The organism is Macrococcoides goetzii (genome assembly GCF_002742385.2).
GTDB lineage: Bacteria > Bacillota > Bacilli > Staphylococcales > Staphylococcaceae > Macrococcoides > Macrococcoides goetzii.
The window spans coordinates 79,006-101,080 of the sequence record NZ_MJBI02000003.1; the positions used below are offsets into that span (position 1 = coordinate 79,006).

Annotated in this window: 20 protein-coding genes; all 20 read right to left on the bottom strand. The window is 34.5% G+C overall.

Translation table 11 applies throughout. The features are described from left to right. The 20 genes from BFS35_RS08345 to BFS35_RS08440 all read right to left on the bottom strand — a co-directional run bounded on the left by BFS35_RS08345 (position 1) and on the right by BFS35_RS08440 (position 22,022). Complete coding sequence (locus tag BFS35_RS08345; protein WP_099580359.1) at positions 1–993, bottom strand: gluconeogenesis factor YvcK family protein; 993 nt, start codon at positions 991–993, stop codon at positions 1–3. Further along, entirely contained in the window at positions 980–1,921 is a 942-nt protein-coding gene (rapZ, locus tag BFS35_RS08350) for an RNase adapter RapZ (protein WP_099580357.1), read from the bottom strand. Before rapZ ends, BFS35_RS08345 begins: the two co-directional genes overlap by 14 nt. Before the next feature lie 49 nt (positions 1,922–1,970). After that, positions 1,971–2,897 (bottom strand): thioredoxin-disulfide reductase, encoded by a 927-nt coding sequence (gene trxB, locus BFS35_RS08355; RefSeq protein WP_099580355.1) that lies wholly within the window; start codon positions 2,895–2,897, stop codon positions 1,971–1,973. A 55-nt stretch (positions 2,898–2,952) separates the two neighbouring features. Next, positions 2,953–4,371, bottom strand: a complete 1,419-nt coding sequence (locus BFS35_RS08360; RefSeq protein WP_099580353.1) for a tetratricopeptide repeat protein — start codon at positions 4,369–4,371, stop codon at positions 2,953–2,955. A 32-nt stretch (positions 4,372–4,403) separates the two neighbouring features. Further along, positions 4,404–4,886 carry an acyltransferase gene (locus BFS35_RS08365; protein WP_099580351.1) on the bottom strand — a complete coding sequence of 161 codons (483 nt, stop codon included), beginning with the start codon at positions 4,884–4,886 and terminating at the stop codon, positions 4,404–4,406. Next, the gene (gene lgt, locus BFS35_RS08370; protein ID WP_099580499.1) at positions 4,864–5,703 is read right to left on the bottom strand and encodes a prolipoprotein diacylglyceryl transferase; all 840 of its coding nucleotides are present in this window, start codon (positions 5,701–5,703) and stop codon (positions 4,864–4,866) included. The genes BFS35_RS08365 and lgt overlap by 23 nt, the downstream gene beginning before the upstream one ends. A 4-nt stretch (positions 5,704–5,707) precedes the next feature. After that, entirely contained in the window at positions 5,708–6,637 is a 930-nt protein-coding gene (hprK, locus tag BFS35_RS08375; protein WP_099580349.1) for an HPr(Ser) kinase/phosphatase, read from the bottom strand. 108 nt (positions 6,638–6,745) lie between these two features. After that, the gene (gene uvrA / locus BFS35_RS08380; RefSeq protein WP_099580347.1) at positions 6,746–9,568 is read right to left on the bottom strand and encodes an excinuclease ABC subunit UvrA; all 2,823 of its coding nucleotides are present in this window, start codon (positions 9,566–9,568) and stop codon (positions 6,746–6,748) included. Between the two features lie 4 nt (positions 9,569–9,572). Continuing rightward, entirely contained in the window at positions 9,573–11,552 is a 1,980-nt protein-coding gene (gene uvrB, locus BFS35_RS08385) for an excinuclease ABC subunit UvrB (protein WP_099580345.1), read from the bottom strand. A gap of 131 nt (positions 11,553–11,683) precedes the next feature. Next, positions 11,684–11,914, bottom strand: a complete 231-nt coding sequence (locus BFS35_RS08390) for a CsbA family protein (RefSeq protein WP_099580343.1) — start codon at positions 11,912–11,914, stop codon at positions 11,684–11,686. After that, positions 11,911–12,558, bottom strand: a complete 648-nt coding sequence (locus BFS35_RS08395) for a YfbR-like 5'-deoxynucleotidase (RefSeq protein WP_096077093.1) — start codon at positions 12,556–12,558, stop codon at positions 11,911–11,913. The genes BFS35_RS08390 and BFS35_RS08395 overlap by 4 nt, the downstream gene beginning before the upstream one ends. Before the next feature lie 15 nt (positions 12,559–12,573). Next, positions 12,574–13,113: a TlpA family protein disulfide reductase gene (locus BFS35_RS08400; protein ID WP_099580341.1), complete on the bottom strand. Its 540-nt coding sequence runs from the start codon at positions 13,111–13,113 to the stop codon at positions 12,574–12,576. A 118-nt stretch (positions 13,114–13,231) separates the two neighbouring features. Continuing rightward, positions 13,232–13,672: a CHAP domain-containing protein gene (locus BFS35_RS08405; RefSeq protein WP_099580339.1), complete on the bottom strand. Its 441-nt coding sequence runs from the start codon at positions 13,670–13,672 to the stop codon at positions 13,232–13,234. A 369-nt stretch (positions 13,673–14,041) separates the two neighbouring features. Further along, on the bottom strand, positions 14,042–15,070 hold the full coding sequence (locus BFS35_RS08410; protein WP_099580337.1) for a LysM peptidoglycan-binding domain-containing protein: 1,029 nt from the start codon (positions 15,068–15,070) through the stop codon (positions 14,042–14,044). A 123-nt stretch (positions 15,071–15,193) separates the two neighbouring features. Next, positions 15,194–15,511, bottom strand: coding sequence for a cytochrome c551 (gene cccB, locus BFS35_RS08415; RefSeq protein ID WP_099580335.1), 318 nt, complete (start codon positions 15,509–15,511; stop codon positions 15,194–15,196). Between the two features lie 108 nt (positions 15,512–15,619). Further along, positions 15,620–16,721 (bottom strand): peptide chain release factor 2 gene (prfB, locus tag BFS35_RS08420; protein ID WP_240628421.1). Its coding sequence is split into 2 segments (ribosomal slippage): positions 15,620–16,657 and positions 16,659–16,721, totalling 1,101 coding nucleotides; the frame shifts between segments, so codons are not numbered across the junction. A 5-nt stretch (positions 16,722–16,726) separates the two neighbouring features. Beyond that, positions 16,727–19,255: a preprotein translocase subunit SecA gene (gene secA / locus BFS35_RS08425; protein WP_099580331.1), complete on the bottom strand. Its 2,529-nt coding sequence runs from the start codon at positions 19,253–19,255 to the stop codon at positions 16,727–16,729. A 236-nt stretch (positions 19,256–19,491) separates the two neighbouring features. Then, positions 19,492–20,055 (bottom strand): ribosome hibernation-promoting factor, HPF/YfiA family, encoded by a 564-nt coding sequence (gene hpf / locus BFS35_RS08430; protein ID WP_099580329.1) that lies wholly within the window; start codon positions 20,053–20,055, stop codon positions 19,492–19,494. 61 nt (positions 20,056–20,116) lie between these two features. Further along, entirely contained in the window at positions 20,117–20,803 is a 687-nt protein-coding gene (locus BFS35_RS08435) for a ComF family protein (RefSeq protein ID WP_099580327.1), read from the bottom strand. Further along, on the bottom strand, positions 20,793–22,022 hold the full coding sequence (locus BFS35_RS08440; protein WP_158554285.1) for a DEAD/DEAH box helicase: 1,230 nt from the start codon (positions 22,020–22,022) through the stop codon (positions 20,793–20,795). Before BFS35_RS08440 ends, BFS35_RS08435 begins: the two co-directional genes overlap by 11 nt. Positions 22,023–22,075: the final 53 nt, after the last annotated feature.

The following is a 22,075-nucleotide window of genomic DNA, read 5'->3' on the forward strand; positions in this document are numbered from 1 at the left end:
TTACTCGCCTTCTTTCTGGTTAAACTCTATTGTACTGATTTCACTTAATGCAAGTTCATATATCATATCAGCGAGGATTTCATTATTATGACGTACAATACCGTCTAAATTGATATCAACAAGTTCGTTATCAGTAATCAGTTCAATGCCCATTTTTCGGATTCTATCATTATCACAATGCACAAAAGTCGAATTGTTTCGAGCATAATTATCATGAATTTTATTGTCAAATTTAGTATCATTTGCAATAACAAATTGTATAAATGGCTGCCCAACATGCTTATGAATCGCTTCAATATGGTCAGCGACTGTATAATCATTCGTTTCACCGCGTTGTGTCATGATATTAGAGACATAAAGTTTTTTAGCATCACTTTTAACAATCGCTTCAGCTAGTTCATCCAAAACTAAATTCGGGATGATACTTGTATATAGACTACCTGGTCCCATGACAATCAAATCAGATTCAAGTAAAGCTTCTACCGCTTCTTTCATCGGTTTAATGTTTGAAGGTGTCAAAAATACACTTTCAATTTTTTTATCTTTTAAAGGTATTAAAGATTCTCCGACTACAATTTCTCCGTCCTCCATAATTGCATTGAGAATAGGGCTCGTATTTGTAGAAGGTATTACTGTACCTTTAACATTTAATATTTTGCTCAGCTCTTTAACAGCATGCCCAAAATCACTTGTCACATCTGTCATTGCAGCAAGCATTAAATTTCCAACTGGATGCCCACCTAAAGTTTCATCATTAAAACGATACTGAAACAATTTCTCAAGCATCGGTTCCACATCGCTTAATGCTGCAAGTACATTACGCACATCTCCCGGTGCGGGTATATCCATGACATCACGAATTTTACCAGTACTTCCACCATCATCTGCTACTGTTACGATTGCCGTTATTTCTACAGGATAATGCTTTAAACCTCTCGCCATTACGGATAATCCTGTTCCACCGCCAATCAGACAAATTTTAAGCCTTCTCATCAATGATTCCTTCTATTAATGCATCTCTGTGGCGAGTATTCAATTCAAAATCAAAGAAATCAATCAGTTCATTGCTAATACGTTCTGCTAAAGCTACAGAACGGTGTTGTCCACCTGTACATCCAATCGCAATCACAACTTGTGACTTTCCTTCACGCATATATCCAGGAATCACAAATTTTAATAAGTCCATCAGCTTCGTATAGAATATTTCAGTTTCTTTCCATTTCATCACATAATCATAAACACGTGCATCCATTCCAGTTAAAGGACGTAATGCTTCTATATAATAAGGATTTGGTAAAAAACGCACATCAAATACAATATCTGCATCAATCGGCACACCATGTTTGAAACCAAAACTCATCACATTGATAGAAAATATATTATCTTTTCCAGAGCCGAATAATTCAATCACTTTTGAACGTAATTCTTTAGGCTTGAAATCTGATGAATCAACAATATGGGTTGCAACGCCTCTTAAATCTGCTAGCAATCTACGTTCTTCATTAATTGCTTCTAAAGGTGTTCCACCAGATGCAATTGGATGCGTTCGACGTGTCGCTTTATAACGCGAAACAAGTACATTATCATTTGCTTCAATAAATAATACCTGAACGAGTATATCTGTTAAATTTGTTATATTTTGAAGTTCTTCACGTAAATTGTCAAAAAAATCTTTACCACGCAGGTCCACACCAATTGCAACACGTGAAAGTGACTGATTATTATCCTGCATCAATTCAACAAATTTAGGTAATAAAATTGGTGGTAAATTATCAACACAGAAATAACCTAGATCTTCTAAACACTGAATAGCAACAGACTTTCCAGCGCCGCTCATTCCTGTTACAACGACTAATTTTTTAAAATTTTCTTCATTATTCACTGAAATCCCCCTCAAGAAGCTATTACTTCTATAATACATGAATTCATAAAAATAGACACGCGAATGCGTATCTATTTTCTGGTTATCATTAGTCGTTTAAAGATTCAATATAGTGTTGTGCATTTTGTGCGGCAATACTACCATCACCTGTTGCAGTAACGATTTGTCTTAATTTTTTAACACGTACATCTCCAGCAGCATAAATACCAGGAATGCTTGTTTCCATTTCATCGTTTGTAATAATGTATCCTACTTCATCAGTAATACCTAAATCTAAAAATGGTTTCGTTAATGGTTGCATACCGATATATACGAACACACCGTCTGTTGGTACAGTTGATTCAACACCATCATTATCAATTAATGTTACAGAACTTACTTTAGTATCTCCATTAATTGATTTTAACGTTGAATTCCAGATGAAATCAACTTTTTCATTTTTAAAGGCACGATCCTGTAAGATTTTTTGTGCTCTTAATTTATCTCTACGATGGACGATTGTAACTTTGTCTGCAAACTTAGTTAAGTATACACCTTCTTCAACTGCAGAATCTCCACCTCCTATAACGATTAAGTGTTTCTGTTTAAAGAATGCTCCGTCACATACAGCACAATATGAAACGCCTCGGCCACCTAATTCCTGTTCACCAGGTACACCAATCTTTTTATATTCAGCACCAGTTGCTATGATTAGTGCTTTTGCTTTTAATTGTTTCTCACCTAGATCGATAATTTTCATATCTCCGTCTAATGTTACAGATTTAATATCTCCATATGCATATTCAGCACCAAATTTTTGCGCATGATTAAACATTTTTGTAGATAAATCTGGTCCAGTGATTAAATCAAATCCCGGAAAGTTTTCTACATCTGCTGTGTTTGCCATTTGTCCACCTGGCATACCACGTTCAATCATAATTGTTGATAGATTAGCTCGTGAAGCATAAACTGCTGCAGTCATTCCTGCAGGGCCTGCACCAACGATTACTACATCATATTCTTTTATTTCAGTCATTTTCTTACCTCCATTATTTCAATTCGTAAGTTCAATATACAACAACTTATTAATTTTAAATATTATTTTGCTTAAAGGCATCATATACTTTTACAAAATGATAACGCGTCGTATTAAATTTCTCGATAACTTCTCGCTTAGTTATTTTATCATTCGACATCCTCATATATAAGAAGTAACATACTGCAGTGTAAGCCTGGATATTTTTCAGATCCATCTTAGCATCAATAATTGCTTCAGCTTTTTCAATCCAATAATCAAATAAAGCAATATCATATACTTCATCGAATAACACTTTCAATCCTTTATGGATAAAATCAAGTTTTATGAGATTAATATTATGAAAGATATATGAAAGGTAGAGCTTTTCGAAGTCAGGCATATCTTCTAGAATATCCCATACTTTACGATTGATAATAAGTGTCTTATCATTCATCTGCGAAATTAAAAAGATGCCGATCAAACGATGATTACGATCGATATGTTCAAGCAGCGGTAAAATTTCATCACTCAAATATTGTTGGCCATCAAATATTTGCCTCGGACTAGGTCCTGGGTTCTGTACCATTTCAGTAAGATTTGCCCACAATTGATCGGACTGACTGTGATAACCTAAAGCAAAACTATTAAAACTAAGTGCATGTAACATTTGACTATTCACAAATTTACCTTTTTTGTACAAAGGTAAAAGTAAATCTTGAGATGATTCAAATTTTTTCAGGAAACTTAGCACGATACCTAGTTTAAACTTCTCTTCATCATTAATCGGTACAATTTTTTTAAGACGTTTTAAATATAATTCATACTGTTCTGTTTGATTCGTATTATATAGCAGTAGCGTATAATGGCAAAGTGCATGTATATCCGTCGCATCTTCATATAATAGTTGCTCTAATATTGCACCACTTTCCTTATATTGTCCGATAAAAAGTAAAGTCATCGCTTTTAAATTACGTATTTCTGAACGTTCCTGTATATCAACCGGCTGATAATTAATCCAATCCAGCGCTAATTCATAATGAAAGTTCTGAAAGAAATTCTGAAAGATATAGTGCACAACAAAACTTTCACTTTCACTTTCAACCTTTGACTGATCTTCGTAATATACTTCAAACAATGTCTGTAGTTCATCAAGATATGAAATATCATTTGAATTTAGACAGTAATACATACCAAATAAAAATGCCTTATTAGGATCGCGACGTTTTACGAACAGTTGACTGAGTTCATAAAATACATCTACACAATCAAAATCCGTACTTAAATACTTAATTAACGTTTGTTCTGCATCATCAAACTTACCAATCATCTGTAAACATTCTGATAAGCTTTTATTTACTTTCCATTTGTTTTCTTTTTGAAGGGATTTGATATAGTATGAGATGGCTTCATCATATGATTGCTGGCTCTGTTTTTTTAAGCCGATTTTATAAAATTCATCATCATTACTAGGAAATTTTATAATGTTATCCATCCATCACACCCCTTTTTATGTCGATACTTCAATTATACCTTATTTTTAATGATCATTGGATTACCATATGCAAATGAGTTTGCCGGCACATCTTTAGATACGAGTGTCATCGCTCCTATGATTGCATTATCACCAATTGTTACACCAGGCAATATGAGTGCATTGGCACCAATTAATACATTTGATCCGATTTCAATATTTCCTATACGATACTCGTCGATTAAATATTCATGTGTTAACAAAGTAGCATTGTAGCCTATTACTGAATTATCACCGATTGTAATTCTCTCAGGAAACATCAAGTCAGGCATCGCTTTATATGCAATTGAAGTTTTATTGCCGATTTTCATACCGAGAAATATGCGATATAAATGACGTTTTAATTTAACTGAAGGACATATTCTGCCACATTCTATCACAACAAAATTTTTGGCTACTTTAAAAAATGAAACTGTGCGATACATATGCCATAAAGGATTAACTCCGTTTGATCTAATGCTTGATGTTTTGCGCATCACTTGAACTCCTCATCGGAAAATTAACGTCTTTATATTTAGGTAATTGATATTTGAAATTACGATAAATCCATATCGCAAGTGCAGCAATGATAATCGTAATTGAAATCATCTGAGCAATTCTTAAATGTTCCGTTAACATTAAACTGTCCGTGCGCATACCTTCAATGAAAAAGCGTCCGATTGAATACCAGATCCAATAGCTAAGTAACGTCTGACCAATCTTCAAATGTTTGCGGAGTAATAATAAAATAACAAAACCGGTGAAATTCCATATCGATTCATAAAGAAAAGTAGGATGATAATAAATGCCGTCTATCTTCATGTTGTTAATGATGAATTCCGGTATATGAAGTTGCTCTAAGAAACTTCTTGATACTTCCCCACCATGAGCCTCTTGATTCATAAAATTTCCCCAGCGTCCGATTGCCTGACCAAGAATAATACTTGGTGCTGCAATATCACCAAGCTGGAAAAATGATACATGCTTCTTGCGTGTTAAAAAGTAAGCCATTCCAAGTGCTCCAATCAAACCACCATGAATCGCTATACCACCATTCATAATCATCGGTATCTCTGACAGATGTTCTTTATAATATGACCATTCAAATGCAACATAATAGATTCTCGCACAAATAATGCCGGAAATTACTGAACTAATCACAATATCTATCAGCGTATTTTCAGGAAAATTTTTCTTTTCTGTTTCACGTTGTGCGAGTAAATATCCAAGTAATATGCCTACCGCTATAATGACGCCATACCAGCGAATTTGTATCGGACCTAGCTCTAGTGCTATAGGATTAAGTGTTAACAACATATTATATCTCCTTTAAGGATTGATTTTTAATTTGTGCATTCAATCTGTCATTAAAATCTTTAGCAGTATTAGTCCCCATTTTGTTCAAACGATAATTCATCGCTGCAACTTCAATTATCACCGCTAAGTTACGTCCAGGTCTTACCGGTACTGTTTTCTTTGTAATCTTAGAGTCAAGTATCGTTAATGTTTCTTCTACTAAACCCACACGGTCATACGTTTTATCTTTCGCCCAGAATTCAAGATTGACATTTAACATCAGTCTTTTTTCAGGTAAAACACTACCAGCTCCAAAAAGTGTCATAACATTGATAATACCTAAGCCACGAATTTCAAGCAGATGTTCAATAAGTTTTGGTGCTTTTCCCATTAAAACATTTCTTGAAATTTCTTTAATTTCAACATTGTCATCAGCTACCAATCTATGTCCACGTTTAACAAGCTCCAATGCCGTTTCACTTTTCCCTACTCCAGAATCACCAGTAATGAGTACACCGACGCCGTATACATCAACCAAAACACCATGAAGACTTGTTTCAGGCGCGAGCTCTCTTTCCAGGAAAGAAGAAATTTTATTGATTAAACTTGTCGTAACATCGCTACTACTTAACAATGGTGTTCCTTTACGATTGCAAGCATCCACTAGTTCTTCAGGTGCTTCAATATCTCGTGTTAAAATAATACAAGGTGTTTCTTTTCTACATAGTTTTTGCATACGTTCTCTTCTGTCTTCTTTACTCAATGTTTCAAAGAACGACATTTCAGTTGTTCCGAGCACCTGTATTCTATCTGAAGAATAATGTGAAAAGAATCCTGCCATCTCTAATCCTGGTCTCGATATATTCGTATTGATAATAGGAATTTCTATCGCTACATTACCTGCAATAATTTCTAAGTCAAACTTCTCGATCAATTCTATACTTGTTATCATGTTAAACCTCCATCATCCAATACTTTCATATTAAATAACTTTACGCAATAATACAATTTAAAACGACAAAGAGACACTGACAATTTCATGTCAATGTCTCTTTATTATTTACTGACGTTCTACATGTCGTTTTAAATATCTTCCTGTATAAGATGCGCCTGATTCCATAATTTGTTCCGGGGTACCAATGGCGATAATCTTACCACCATTGTCGCCACCTTCCGGTCCTAAATCAATAATATGATCTGCTGTTTTAATCACATCTAAATTATGTTCGATAATCAGGACAGTATCACCATTTTCTACAAGCTTCTCTAATACTTTAAGTAATCTCGCAATATCATCGACATGAAGACCTGTTGTCGGCTCATCCAGAATATATAAAGTCTTACCGTTACTTCTACGGTGTAACTCACTGGCTAATTTAACACGTTGTGCTTCTCCACCCGATAATGTTGTAGCAGGTTGTCCCAACTTCACATAACCTAAACCTACATCTACAATGGTTTTTAACTTACGTTTAATTTTAGGAATATTCTCGAAGAAGTGATATGCATCTTCTACTGTCATATCTAATATATCAGCAATATTTTTATCTTTATAGGTTACTTCTAATGTTTCGCGGTTATAGCGTTTTCCACCACACACTTCACACGGTACATATACATCTGGCAAGAAGTGCATTTCTATCTTGATGATACCATCACCTCGACAAGCTTCACATCTGCCTCCCTTAACATTAAAGCTAAAACGGCCTTTTTGATAGCCACGTAACTTCGCTTCATTCGTCTGACTGAATACATCGCGAATATCATCAAATAGTCCTGTATATGTGGCTGGGTTTGATCGTGGTGTACGTCCGATAGGTGATTGATCAATATCAATAATTTTATCAATATGCTCAATACCTGTCACTGCGTCATGAGGACCAGGTTTTGCTTTTGTTTTATATAATTTTTGAGCAAGTGCTTTATACAACACATCATTAACTAAGCTACTTTTACCTGAACCTGATACACCAGTGACTAATGTCATCATACCTAACGGGATATTAACAGATACACCTTTTAAGTTATTGCTCGTCGCATTTTCGATGGTTATAAAACGACCATCTGGTTTACGACGCGTTTCAGGCATTTCTATTTGTTTTTTACCACTTAAATATTGTCCTGTTAATGACTTTTTATTTTTCATAACTTGATTCGGTGTACCTTGCGCTACGATTTCACCACCATGTACACCGGCACCTGGACCGATATCAATTAAATGGTCTGCAGCAAGCATCGTATCTTCATCATGCTCTACAACAATCAATGTATTTCCCATATCTCGCATAGACTTCAATGTATCAATCAGCTTATCGTTATCTCGTTGATGTAACCCGATTGATGGTTCATCCAATACGTACATTACACCTGTTAAACGAGAACCAATTTGCGTTGCTAATCTTATACGCTGAGCTTCTCCACCTGAAAGCGTTCCAGCAGCACGGTTTAATGTTAAATATTCAAGACCAACATTGTTTAAGAAACTCAAGCGTTCAGTAATTTCCTTTAATATAAGTTTAGAGATTTGCTGCTCCTTCTCAGTTAATTCAATAGAATCATAATATTTCAATGCTTCACCGATTGAAAATTCCACAACTTGTCCAATGTGTTGGTCTTTTATCTTCACGCTCATCGCTTCACTTGAGAGACGATAGCCATGACACGTATGACAAGCTTCATCCACCATATACTTACGCATTTGCTCACGTGTATATTCAGAAGGACTCTCCTTATAACGACGTTCGATATTATTTAATACACCTTCGTACTGCATTACACGTTTACGCGTAACACCATTATCCTGTTTAAATGTAAAAGATATTTCGTCATTATGACCATATAAAATAATATGCTGTTCTTCTTCTGTTAACTTTTCGAAAGGCTTTTTCATACTGATATTAAAATGTTTACATGCTTGCTTTAGCAAAGTTGGATAGTAGTTAGAACTAATCGGTTCCCATGGCAGAATCGCTCCTTTTTCAAGTGTGAGCGACTTATCCGGAACAACAAGGTCGACATCAACCGATAATTTAGTCCCTAATCCATCACAATCAGGACATGCACCAAACGGTGAATTAAATGAGAACATTCTTGGTTCTAGTTTCTCAATTGAAAAACCACAAATCGGACATGCATGATGTTCTGAAAATTTTACCTGTTCACCGCCAATAACATCTACCACAACATTCCCTTCAGCAAGTTTTAAAGCATTCTCCAGAGAGTCTGCAAGTCTTGCTTCAATACCTGGCTTCACAACAAGGCGATCGACTACTACATCAATATCATGATTTTGATTTTTATTTAAATCAATTTCGTCGGTTACATCATAAACTTCACCATCAACCTGTATGCGCGCATAACCTTTTTTAGAAATTTCTTCAATCAACTTCTTATGCGTCCCTTTACGCCCACGAATAACTGGTGCGAAAATCTGAATCTTTGTACGCTCTTCCATCGCCATAACTTTATCTACCATCTGTTGAATCGTTTGTGATTCGATCGCAATACCGTGAATCGGGCAATAAGGTATACCGATACGTGCATATAACAATCTCAGATAATCATAGATCTCAGTAACTGTCGCAACTGTACTTCGTGGATTCTTGCTCGTTGTTTTCTGATCAATAGATATCGCAGGTGATAACCCTTCTATCACATCGACATCAGGTTTATCCATTTGGCCTAAGAACATTCTGGCATAAGCACTTAATGATTCTACATATCTTCTTTGACCTTCAGCATAAATCGTATCAAATGCTAAACTTGATTTACCAGATCCTGAAAGTCCTGTCATAACGACCAGTTTATCGCGTGGTATTTCTATATCTATATTCTTTAAATTATGTGCTCTCGCACCTTTAACTACGATTGATTTATTTTTCATGTTGTCACCCTTCAGCTTTAAGCTCAAATAATATGTCTCTCAGCTCAGTAGCACGTTCAAAATCAAGTGCTTTTGCAGCTTCTTTCATTTCATGCTCAACTTTTTCAATCATTGCATTACGCTCTTTTACCGTTAATTTTTTCTTTTTCTTATCTTTAGTCGGTAAATCTTCTGCAACATCTGGTGTTGCACTAATAATATCGCGTACTTTTTTATTAATGGTCATCGGTGTGATGCCATGTTCTGTATTATAACGCTCCTGAATTTCACGACGTCGATTTGTTTCATCAATCGCTATCTTCATTGAATCAGTCATTTTATCTGCGTACATGATAACTTTCCCTTGATCGTTACGTGCAGCACGACCGATTATCTGAATTAAAGAACGATGACTGCGTAAGAAACCTTCTTTATCCGCATCAAGAATTGCAACGAGAGATACTTCAGGAATATCTAGTCCTTCTCTTAATAAGTTGATTCCGACAAGTACATCGAAAACACCTAATCTTAGATCACGAATGATTTCTATACGTTCTAAAGTTTTTATTTCAGAATGAAGATAGTTAACTTTAATTCCTGCTTCCTTTAAATAGGTCGTTAAATCTTCACTCATCTTCTTTGTTAATGTCGTAATGAGTACACGTTCATTTTTTTCAATACGTTGTCTAATTTCTTCCATTAAGTCATCAATTTGATGTTCAGATTTACGTACTTCAACAATTGGATCAAGCAATCCAGTTGGTCGAATAATCTGTTCTACCATTTCATCTGTATGTTCAATTTCATATGGTCCTGGTGTTGCAGAAACATAGACAAACTGGTGTCCTTTTGCTTCAAATTCTTCAAATTTAAGCGGTCGATTATCAAGCGCACTCGGTAATCTGAAACCGTGATCTACCAACACATTTTTACGTGCCTGGTCACCATTATACATACCCCTAACCTGCGGCAATGTAACGTGACTCTCATCCATCATGATTAACCAGTCATCTCCAAAATAGTCTAGAAGCGTATAAGGTGTCGCACCTAAAGGACGTAACGTCAAATGCACAGAATAGTTCTCAATGCCTGAACAGAATCCCATCTCTCGCATCATCTCTAAATCATAGTTTGTACGTTGCTCAAGTCGTTGTGCTTCAAGTAATTTACCTTCTTCTCTAAATTTCTTCAGCTGTTCTTCCAGTTCTTTCTCGATACGTTCGATTGCAATCTGCATCTTTTCTTCACGTGTAACGAAGTGACTGGCTGGGAATAGTGCGAAGTGTTCACGTTCCTTAAGTACTTCTCCTGTTAAATAGTTAATTTCGCGAATTCGTTCTATCTCATCTCCAAAGAATTCAACACGTACACATTGCTCGTCACGAGAAGCGGGAAAGATTTCGACGACATCTCCACGCACACGAAATGTACCACGTTTAAAATCGATGTCATTTCGTGCATATTGAATATCAATTAATTTACGTAATAATTGATTGCGCTCAATTTCCATGCCTACACGCATACTTACAACCATATCTTTATATTCTTCAGGGTTTCCTAATCCATAGATACAGCTCACTGAAGCGATGATAATCACATCGTCACGTTCAAATAAAGCGCTCGTTGCCGAATGTCGTAATTTATCGATCTCATCGTTAATCGATGCATCTTTCTCGATAAAAGTATCTGTAGAAGGCACATACGCTTCAGGTTGATAATAGTCATAATAACTCACAAAATATTCAACACGATTATCAGGGAAAAACTCTTTAAACTCACTATATAATTGACCTGCTAAAGTCTTATTGTGAGCCATGATTAACGTTGGTTTACCAACCTCTTTAATAACATTACTCATGGTAAACGTCTTACCTGTACCTGTTGCACCAAGTAAAGTCTGATGACGCTTACCTTTCTTAATACCTTCTACGATTTTTTTAATCGCTTCTGGCTGGTCGCCAGCAGGCTTATAATCTGATTTAATAACAAACGGATGATGTTCCATATGTGCCCTCCTTATCGATAATATTTTACCAAAAAAAAAATAAAAAATACAAACATTTGTTCGGACGATATATTACAATCACATGATAATTAAAAAAAGAAAACAGCTCAGAACATAAAATGTTTGAACTGTTAGTCATTTCCTTTATCTAATTTATAAAAGTCAACAATTAAATAACCAATAATTAGACTCATCGTATCTAAAAATACGATCATCTGTGAATGAAAAAATCCTTTATAGACTGATACGCCGATTACTATAGTAGAGAGTATCATGCCCGTGTATTTATTTCTGACAATCATACTAAATATAACGACCATAAGCGCTGGTAATAATGATGCCAACCAATACCATATCGTCATAGATCTGACTCTTTTACTTCTAATATTGAAACCGTTAATTCCTTTAATTCTGAACGTGGAATAAATTTTTCCTGTAACATTTCAGGAAGTATATTTTCAAGGAAATCCTGTACACAATGTAAGTGGTCAAATTGTATAATTGTGCGTAAGCTCTTTTCATATATTTCAAAGAATAGCGGTTCTGGATTTCTTTTCTGGATCTCTCCAAAAGACTCGTATAGTAAATCAATTTTATCAGCCACTGAAAGGATTTGACCTTCTATCGTTTCATCTTTTCCTTCTTTTAATCGTTCATGATAAATCGCTCGATAGCTTTCCGGAAATTCAGAATCTATAAAACGTGCAATCATCTGTTCTTCTACATCACTAAATAATTGCTTAAGCTCTTTAGAAGCATATTTAACAGGTGTTTTTATATCTCCTGTAAAAATTTCAGGATAATCGTGGTTGAGTGCTTTTTCATAGACATTTTTCCAGTTAATCTCAGTGCCATGATATTCTTCAACTGTAGCAAGATACTGCGCAATTTTTGTAACTTTAAAAGAGTGACTTGCTACATTATGCTCCTGATATTTGAACTTACCTGGACAGCGTATCAGCTTTTCTAAGTCAGATAAACTTTTAAAATATTGATGTACACCCACTACAATCACTCCTCTTTACTTTAAATCTGCTATTATTTTTTCTAACTTATTTCTATTGAGTTCACCGATATAAGTTTTTAAAACCTTACCATTTTTATCAACAAAAATTGTTGTGGGAATATTGTTAATCTTATATTTTTTCATTTGTGCTTCATCTAAAACTAACATCGGATATTTCGCTTTATACTGCTGTATAAACGCAGTTCGGTTTTTCTCTTTGTCCTGCACATTCATACCGATTAATCCTACATGATTAGGTTTCTCGTTATCAAAAGCAACAAGTTCAGGCATCTCTTCATTACATGGGCCACACCATGATGCCCAGAAATTAATGATATTGATATCATGTTTTAATTGTTCTTTCAATTTAAATTGATTTGATTCTAAATCATTTACCGTTACATTACTAATATTTTGATTGTTGATAGGATGATCATGGGTTGTTACCTGCTTTGCATCATCTGAAGCTGTATTAAATTGTGTCGCTTGATAAATACTATATCCCACTAAACTTAAAAATATAAAAAGAAGTATTGCCGTGATTAAATGCTTCATCTTTCCACCTCAATATTTATTATGTCTATCATAACGTAATTAGAAATAAGTTTAAACCTATGTTAACTTAAAAACAAAAAGAAGGTGAAACATAGATAGCTTCACCTTCATAATATATTTAATAAATATATTGATAATATCTTTTTTGATATTTAGAAATCACACGATAAGTCTTAACACCTTGACGAGGATAATTCATTTCTGACACTAAAATTGATCCATTACTATATGTTCTTTCTACTACTGCAACATGACCATAATATCCACTTTGAGACACGAGTACAGCACCTTTAATTGGGGATCTTCTAACTTTATATCCTGCATAACGTGCTTTATATGCCCAGTTTGCTGCATTGCCCCAATACTTACCAACTGGTCTACCTAATTGTGCACGACGCTGGTATGCATAATAAGCACAGCTTCCCCAGTAATAAGGATTTGAATAACCATATGAACCAGCCTCAGCTGTTTTAACTTGTGATTGTGGCATAACTTCAGTAAGCTCGGCAGTAGTCAATAACATCATAGTAGTAATAAATGATAAAACGATTTTTTTCATGATTTCTTTTTCCTCCGAATAATATATTTATGTATAAATAATGATTTATTTATCAACAGAAATTATATTACCATAAAGAAACTATCAAGCATTCAATGTTACGGATATGTAATACAAGTGTCATGACACATGTTATTTTTTGCATCAATATTACAAAAGTATGTTCAGTTTGTAATACAATAGTAGCTTTATGCTCTAAATATTACTTCTCTCATCAAAATTTTAAATTTTCAAATTATTATATATATATATTTATTACTTTATTCATTTTCGTTCATTTTTAAAATAAGCGAAAATAAGAATAAAAAATTTTAAAAAAAACAAAAAAACGCATGACATAATAGACATGCGCTTCTTTTAAATTCTATATTAATAACGATAATATCCTGTAATCGTTCCGCTAATGTAATCTACTGCTCGCTGGCCCACTCCAGCTTTTGGATTTAATGCATCGACCATTTGGCCATTGCCAATGTAAACACCAACATGACTTCCATTATTAAAAAATACAAGATCGCCTGGCTGAGGCTGTAGAACTCTTGTACCGACTGCCATTTGTTCATAAGTTGTTCGAGGAATTGATTTACCTAAAGCCTTTAAGACTTGTTGCGCAAATGCTGAACAATCTACAGCACTATTGCTGTTGGCACCATATACATAAGATTTCCCTTCAGCAATGCGATGCGCTATTCGTGCAACATCGCCTTCAATCATATTGAATGGTTTTTTTTGAGTCGACTTATCTAGTAGTGAATTTGATTGAGTATTTTCTTCTGATATTACATTCGATGACTCATTTAATGACTGACTATTTTGAGTATAATATTCAGCATCAATATTTTGGGCATCCGATTCAGATGAATTGTCTTCATCTACTGTGATTTGAATATCATTACTATCCATTTCTTCATTAAAATCAGCTTCTTCGTTATTTAAAGATTCATTTATTTCTTTTCGTTCAATTTCATCAAGTAGTCTTGCCGAATCCGGTGAAAGCGCCGGCGTTACATGATGATTTTTACGTTTTTTTACTTTATATTTACGATAAGCATCTTCAGAAACAATTAGTTTTTTACCTATTGTCAACTCATTTGAAGATAATCTGTTCCAGAATCTAACTTCAAATGGTGTAATCTTAAATTTCTTCGCGATACTCTGTACTGTATCATCTTTTGTCACTTTATAATAATCTGATGAAATCTTTATTTTTTGTCCTGGCGTAAGCTGTGCTTCATTCAAATTGTTTAAAAGCTTTAATTCATAGACACTTGTACCATTTTCTTTTGCAATCGTATAAAGTGTATCACCTTGCTTCACATGATAGTTTGTTGCTTGTGCCTGTGAAGCAACTGTAATGATTGTTGTTAAGCCAACAATCGATAAAACTAATCTTTTCATATTGTACAAATGCCTCCTGTAAGCCCATGTGTTTACTTAAAAATAATATAGCATATGTTCATCTAATATCAGGCATTTGTTACGTACTTGTAATATTATCTTTAAGTATGCTATAGAATTTTATTATTTTTGTTTTGCTAAATACTTCGCTATATTTTCTGCATCTTTACCTTCAACTAAATTCTTTGGCATAGAGCCCTTTCCATTCTTTATAATTTCTAAAATTTCCTGTTCAGAATATTTACCTCCGACCTTTGTTAAGTTTGGTCCGCTTCCACCTTCTAAGTCTTTACCATGACATCCAATACATGAACTATTGGCATATGCTTCTCTGCCTGGATCATTTGACGTTGTTTTGTCCGTTGTTTTTTCTTCTTCACCATTTCCACATGCGCCGAGTACTAATGCTGAAAGTGCAAGTCCTGTAAATAATTTTTTCATGATAATACCCCCATATTTTATATTACTTTAATTATACCCAAAAAAGAGATAGTGACAAATGATTGTCTCTATCTCTTTTGTATTGATATTTTTTTTCATTTGCAATGCTTATAATTGGCTTTTTAAATAAGCATCAATAAATAAATCAAGATCGCCGTCCATCACTGCTCCTGTATTTCCTGTTTCCGCATTTGTTCTGTGATCTTTCACCATTGAATAAGGATGGAATACATAAGAACGAATTTGTGATCCCCAGCCGATTTCTTTTTGTTCACCACGAATTGCAGCAAGCTCAGCTTCTTGTTCTTCAATCTTACGCTGATATAATTTCGCCTTTAACATTTTCATCGCCTGATCTCTGTTCTTAATTTGAGAGCGTTCGTTCTGGCAAGTAACAACAATTCCTGTTGGAGTATGGGTGATTCGGACAGCAGAGTCTGTCGTATTGATGTGCTGTCCACCTGCACCACTAGCACGATACGTATCGACTTTAATATCTTCTGTCCTAATCTCTATTTCAATATTTTCATTATTTAGTTCTGGTGTTACATCACATGATACAAATGATGTATGACGTCTTCCAGAAGAATCAAATGGAGAGATGCGCACTAATCGATGAACACCTTTTTCAGCTTTTAGATAACCATAAGCGTTATGTCCTTTAATTAAAATAGTAACACTTTTTATTCCAGCTTCATCCCCCGGTAAATAATCAAGTGTTTCAACTTTAAAACCACGTTTATCTGCAAATCGCTGATACATACGTAAGAGCATTTCTCCCCAGTCTTGTGACTCTGTTCCACCAGCACCTGGATGTAACTCTAAAATCGCATTATTTGCATCAAACTCACCATTCAGTAACATTTTAAGTTCAAATTCATTTGTATCTTCGGTTAAACTTTGAAGTTGTTGAATCAGCTCTGCTTCACTTTCTTTATCTGATTCTTCCTTCAACATTTCTAATAATACTTCAATGTTTTCATACTTTTCTACTAATGCATTAAAGCCATTTACAACTTCTTTTAAAGCATTATTTTTATTGATAATCTCTTGGGCCTTATCCCCATCATTCCAGAAATCCGGATCAGCCATCATCTCTTCATATTCCTGGATGTTGGTCTCTTTTTCTTCTAAGTCAAAGAGACCCCCTAAAGCTATCTATTTTCTCTTTAATCTCATTTAAAGCATTGTTAATTTCAAATTGTTCCATTCAGACTACTCTCTTCCGTGACAATTTTTATACTTTTTACCGCTACCACATGGGCATGGGTCGTTACGACCAATGTCTGGCTCAGTTTTTGTTTTTGGTTGTTTCTTCACTTTTTCTTTCCCGTCATTTGCAACCATGGCTTGTCCTACTGCAACTTGTTCACGTTCAACATGTTCATCTTTTTCAACGATAGATTTTAATACATATTTACTCACATCGTCTTCAATATTTTCGAGCATTGCATCAAACATCGTTAAGCCTTCATTTTGATATTCACGTAACGGGTTAATTTGTCCATAACTTCTTAAGTGGATACCTGTACGTAACTGATCCATTGTATCGATATGATCCGTCCATTTCATATCAATCGTACGAAGCAGAATCATTCGTTCAAATTCTAAGAATTGTTCGCCTAATTCATCTTGTTGATGTAATAATTGTTTTTCAACAGCTTTCATAACAATTTCATATATTTCATCATTATCTCGTCGATTAATATCATCAACCTTCAGTGCACCTTCAGTAAGATACATATCTTCTACATAGTTAATAAATGTTTCATAGTCATGCGTATCTTCTTCACCAGCAAAATGGAAGTCAACTGCACGTCTTACAGATTGTTCGATCATGCTATGTACCATTGCTGAGCAATCCTCAGTTTCTAGGATTTCGTTACGTTCTTCATAAATAATTTCACGTTGTTTACGTAATACATCATCATATTCTAATACACGTTTACGGCTATCGTAGTTGTTACCTTCAACACGTTTTTGTGCTGATTCAACTGCTCGTGAAACCATTTTTGATTCAATCGGCGCATCATCATTCATACCTAGCTTTGTCATCATTGACTGCATACGTTCTGAACCGAAACGCACCATCAGTTCATCCTGAAGTGAAAGGTAAAATCTTGAGAAACCTGGATCACCTTGACGTCCAGAACGACCACGTAACTGATCATCGATACGACGTGATTCATGACGTTCAGTACCAATAACTGCTAATCCACCTAATTCTTTAACACCTTCACCTAATTTAATATCCGTACCACGACCAGCCATATTGGTAGCAATCGTTACAGCACCTTTTTCACCGGCATATTGTACGATTTCTGCTTCTCGTTCATGGTTTTTAGCATTTAATACATTGTGTCGAATACCACGTTTTTTAAGTAAATCAGAAATATATTCACTCGTCTCAACTGCAACAGTACCAAGTAACACTGGTTGTCCTTGTTTATGACGCTCAATGACTTCATCGACTACAGCATGGAATTTACCTTTTTCAGAAGCAAAGATTAAGTCAGCTGCATCAACACGGGCAATCGGATTATTCGTCGGGATTTGTGTAACCGCCATATTATAAATATTCATTAATTCTTCTTCTTCTGTTTTTGCTGTACCTGTCATACCAGACAGTTTATTATACATACGGAAGAAGTTCTGGAATGTAATTGACGCCATTGTTTTAGATTCGTTTTGAATTTCAACTGCCTCTTTTGCTTCAATTGCCTGATGTACCCCATCTGAGAAACGACGACCAGGCATCGTACGACCAGTAAACTGATCGACGATAACAATCTCGCCATCCTGTACTACATAATCTACATCTTTCAGCATTGAACGATTTGCTTTTAAAGCGATATTAATATGATGCATTAAGTTAACGTTCTTAACATCATAAAGGTTATCTACTTTAAACATTTTCTCTGCTTTATCAATACCCTGCTCAGTAAGCTGAATCCCTTTAGTCTTCTCATCATAGTTATAATCTTCTTCATCACGTAACATCTTGACAAAGACATTTGCCTGAATATAAAGACTTGTTGATTTCTCAGCCTGACCAGAAATAATTAACGGTGTACGTGCTTCATCGATTAAGATTGAGTCAACCTCATCAATGATAGCGAAGTTTAAAGGACGCATAACACGTTCTTCTTTGTAAGTTACCATATTGTCACGTAAATAATCGAATCCTAATTCATTATTCGTACTATACGTAATATCTGCATTATATGCAGCACGTTTTTCTTCAGTAGATAAATTGTTTAAGTTAACACCTACTGATAGCCCCAGGAAATTATATAACTGAGACATTTCTTCTGCTTGTGTGCTAGATAAGTATTCGTTGACAGTTACAACGTGAACACCTCGGCCTGTTAATGCGTTTAAATAAACCGGCATTGTGGCAGTTAATGTTTTACCTTCCCCAGTTCTCATTTCCGCAATATCTCCACGATGTATCGCAGCACCACCCATAATTTGAACTTTAAATGGACGCATACCTAAAACACGCGTTGAAGCCTCACGGACAATCGCATATGCTTCAGGTAAAATTTCATCTAAATATTTTTCTTGCTTTCTATAATCTTCAATCTCTTTTAAATCAGCTTGAAATTTCGCTGTTCTATTTTTAAGGTCTTCATCAGATAATGAAGCAATTTCCTCTGCAAACGTTTCTACTTTATCAGCAATTTTAGATAACGTTTTAAGTTCCCTTTTATTGCCGTCTAACATCTTTTTAATGAATCCCATTATGTTCTCTCCTTTTAATACGTATACATACGTCTTCAACTAATAATAATAGCACTTATCACGATTTTATAAAAATATTTCGTATATTTTATCTGTTAAAATAAGCCATAAAAATTAAAATGTCGATAAAATATTAATAAATTAATAATAGTTAAATAATAAATATAGAATCGTTAATAAAAAGAAAAAAACTGAAGCGGAAAATCGCTTCAGTTTGATATAACGCTTTAATTCAATTATTGGTTAACTGTTGTTTCAATTAATCCATATTTACCATCTTTACGTTTGTAGACGATATTTGTATCGTTTGTTTCAGCATCGTTAAAGATGTAGAAATCATGTCCTAAAAGATTCATTTGTAAAACCGCTTCTTCAGCATCCATCGGTTTTAAGTCAAATTGTTTAGAACGGATAATCTCAATTTCATCCTCTTTTTCTGCTGGTACTTCTTCAACTTCTGGTAAACTTGGGAATACTTCTTTTTCAATACCTTTTTCACGGAATTTTCGATTTACTTTTGTTTTGTGTTTACGTACTTGACGCTCTAATTTTTCAACGATTAAATCAACCGCTGCATATAAATCATCGTGACGCTCTTCGGCACGTAATGTAACATTTTTAAGAGGAATTGTTACCTCTACTTTAGATTTACCATTTTGATAAGTTTTAATCTTTACGTGTGCATTCGTATCCGGCACGTTTGTAAAGTATCTTTCAAGTTTGCTTAATTTCTCTTCGATGTAATTTCTAATCGCGTCTGTTACTGAGATGTTATCTCCATGGATTTCATATCTAATCATAATGAATCGCTCCTTTGAAACTATTCTTGTTGTTTCTTCCTACTTATATTTTACCAAATATTCAGGCTCTTGCAAACGCTAACACTTTGATTTCACAATGTTTATGGGATAAAAATACACTGCGCGCATGGCTGATTGTCAAACCTGTCGTATAAATATCATCTACTAATAAGATGCGTGAATTATCTTTAATAGGATAATTTAATCGAAAAGGATTTTCTTGACGCATTCGTTCAGTTTTACTGAGATTCATTTGTTTCTCACGAAATTCTGTCTCAATAATCTCATGATATGGCACTTTAACATATTTCATAATTTCTGTTACATGATTGAACCCTCTCACCTTTAGACGTTCTTCTGATATTGGTAATGGGATAATATAATCAAACTGTCTGAAATAGCGCCGATTAAATTTGGCATTAATGCATGCTGCAAATGCTTGTGCAAGCAGAATATCGCCATTCGATTTATACTGATGTATAAGATTTGCTGTCATTTCATGATAATCACATACATAGTCGACATTATTCACAAATCCGAAATGTTTCTCAATAAACATACAGTCCAGACAGTTAGCTTCTCCTTCTTCAAGCTTTTTCTTGCATTTTGGACAACGTCTACACTCCGTTGTCATAAGCATTTTATCAATACAGTTTTGACAGACAACATCAAGTTCTGAAAATAAATTGTCGATCGTTAACGGATCAGCTATTCTCTCATTACAAATAATACATTGATTATGATACATGAGCCCCCCTCTTATTCATCTGTCTTATGTCTCTAACTGCTGCTATCATCGATAAACTAACGCCATCATGAAAGAAGATGACTTCTCCATTACGTTCATCACCTTTTCGATCTACCCTACCTGCAATTTGAATTAAACTGTCACTTCGAAACAGATGACTATTCATAACCCAGACACTTAATCCATGCATCGTAAACCCTCGTTCCAGTATCGTCGTCGTAAAAACAAATTGATAGCTTGCATTTCTAATCGCTTCAATTTTCTCGTGACGTTCATCATCACCTGAATATACACACACAGTCTTTGTTTGTATATTTTTATTTAAAGAACGAAAAGTCTGTTCCATTAATCGTATATCATGGAAGAAGATTAAGATGATTTCATCTGTTTCCACATTTCTTAACATGTCATCTAATTTTTTGCGTACAAACCCATGACTTAAATATTTAAACTGTGGGACAGGTAATGGTCTTTTGTGATGTCTCAATGGTAAATAAGCGATATTTCCTTTACATGCGCGAATAATATTTTTTGGTGGTGTTGCTGATAAGTACACAAATATACCCTTTGGCGTTAATGCCCTTTCTAATAATTTCATCAATCTAGGATCGTGTTGTGCTGGAAAGGCATCAATTTCATCAACAATAATCAAATCGAAGTGTGATTTAAAATACATTAACTGATGAATCGTACTGATAATAAGGTACGGCTGTGTTATTTCAGAATGACCCGCATATAGCGTACTGATTTGCTCTGTCTTCAAATAATTATTAAGTCGTAACGATAATTCTTTTACAACATCTGTACGTGGAGAAACAACAGCAACGTTTCCTCCTTCTCCTCTAACTTTCACGATACCTTCAAGGATCATCTCCGTTTTACCTGCACCGGTTACTGCATATAATAAACAAGATTGCTGAAGTGTTATTTGTTCTTTAATAAATTGAGAGGCATTACGTTGCTGTTCAGTAAGCTTAAATGGTAGATCAATCTTTATCTGTTCAATATTTTGTGGTGTTTCGTAATAGTGAATAAATAGCCTGGAATTTATACTTTGTGTGATACAGTTTCTGCAGTAATATATTATTTCTTTAAAGCCATAATGATAATAGTGATAGAATAGTTTTTTATCTTCATTCAAACAAAAATTACACTTTATTTTTCTTTCTATTTCGATTGCCGGAACCTCTGACTTCTGTTCTGAAACTAATATTCTCATCATTTCCTCCATAAAAAAAAGCACACAAATAAATGTGTGCCGGTAATATAAAA

What these genes read in the sequence shown, in the direction of transcription:
- BFS35_RS08400 (WP_099580341.1), bottom strand. Translation starts at nt 13,113, where the DNA reads ATGAAGCATTTAATCACGGCAATACTTCTTTTTATATTTTTAAGTTTA.
- BFS35_RS08440 (WP_158554285.1), bottom strand. Translation starts at nt 22,022, where the DNA reads ATGAGAATATTAGTTTCAGAACAGAAGTCAGAGGTTCCGGCAATCGAA.
- BFS35_RS08365 (WP_099580351.1), bottom strand. Translation starts at nt 4,886, where the DNA reads ATGCGCAAAACATCAAGCATTAGATCAAACGGAGTTAATCCTTTATGG.
- secA (WP_099580331.1), bottom strand. Translation starts at nt 19,255, where the DNA reads ATGGGATTCATTAAAAAGATGTTAGACGGCAATAAAAGGGAACTTAAA.
- BFS35_RS08435 (WP_099580327.1), bottom strand. Translation starts at nt 20,803, where the DNA reads ATGTATCATAATCAATGTATTATTTGTAATGAGAGAATAGCTGATCCG.
- uvrA (WP_099580347.1), bottom strand. Translation starts at nt 9,568, where the DNA reads ATGAAAAATAAATCAATCGTAGTTAAAGGTGCGAGAGCACATAATTTA.
- BFS35_RS08405 (WP_099580339.1), bottom strand. Translation starts at nt 13,672, where the DNA reads ATGAAAAAAATCGTTTTATCATTTATTACTACTATGATGTTATTGACT.
- cccB (WP_099580335.1), bottom strand. Translation starts at nt 15,511, where the DNA reads ATGAAAAAATTATTTACAGGACTTGCACTTTCAGCATTAGTACTCGGC.
- BFS35_RS08360 (WP_099580353.1), bottom strand. Translation starts at nt 4,371, where the DNA reads ATGGATAACATTATAAAATTTCCTAGTAATGATGATGAATTTTATAAA.
- BFS35_RS08390 (WP_099580343.1), bottom strand. Translation starts at nt 11,914, where the DNA reads ATGACGATATGGTATTGGTTGGCATCATTATTACCAGCGCTTATGGTC.
- BFS35_RS08410 (WP_099580337.1), bottom strand. Translation starts at nt 15,070, where the DNA reads ATGAAAAGATTAGTTTTATCGATTGTTGGCTTAACAACAATCATTACA.
- rapZ (WP_099580357.1), bottom strand. Translation starts at nt 1,921, where the DNA reads ATGTATTATAGAAGTAATAGCTTCTTGAGGGGGATTTCAGTGAATAAT.
- hprK (WP_099580349.1), bottom strand. Translation starts at nt 6,637, where the DNA reads ATGATAACAAGTATAGAATTGATCGAGAAGTTTGACTTAGAAATTATT.
- uvrB (WP_099580345.1), bottom strand. Translation starts at nt 11,552, where the DNA reads ATGGAACATCATCCGTTTGTTATTAAATCAGATTATAAGCCTGCTGGC.
- hpf (WP_099580329.1), bottom strand. Translation starts at nt 20,055, where the DNA reads ATGATTAGATATGAAATCCATGGAGATAACATCTCAGTAACAGACGCG.
- BFS35_RS08345 (WP_099580359.1), bottom strand. Translation starts at nt 993, where the DNA reads ATGAGAAGGCTTAAAATTTGTCTGATTGGCGGTGGAACAGGATTATCC.
- trxB (WP_099580355.1), bottom strand. Translation starts at nt 2,897, where the DNA reads ATGACTGAAATAAAAGAATATGATGTAGTAATCGTTGGTGCAGGCCCT.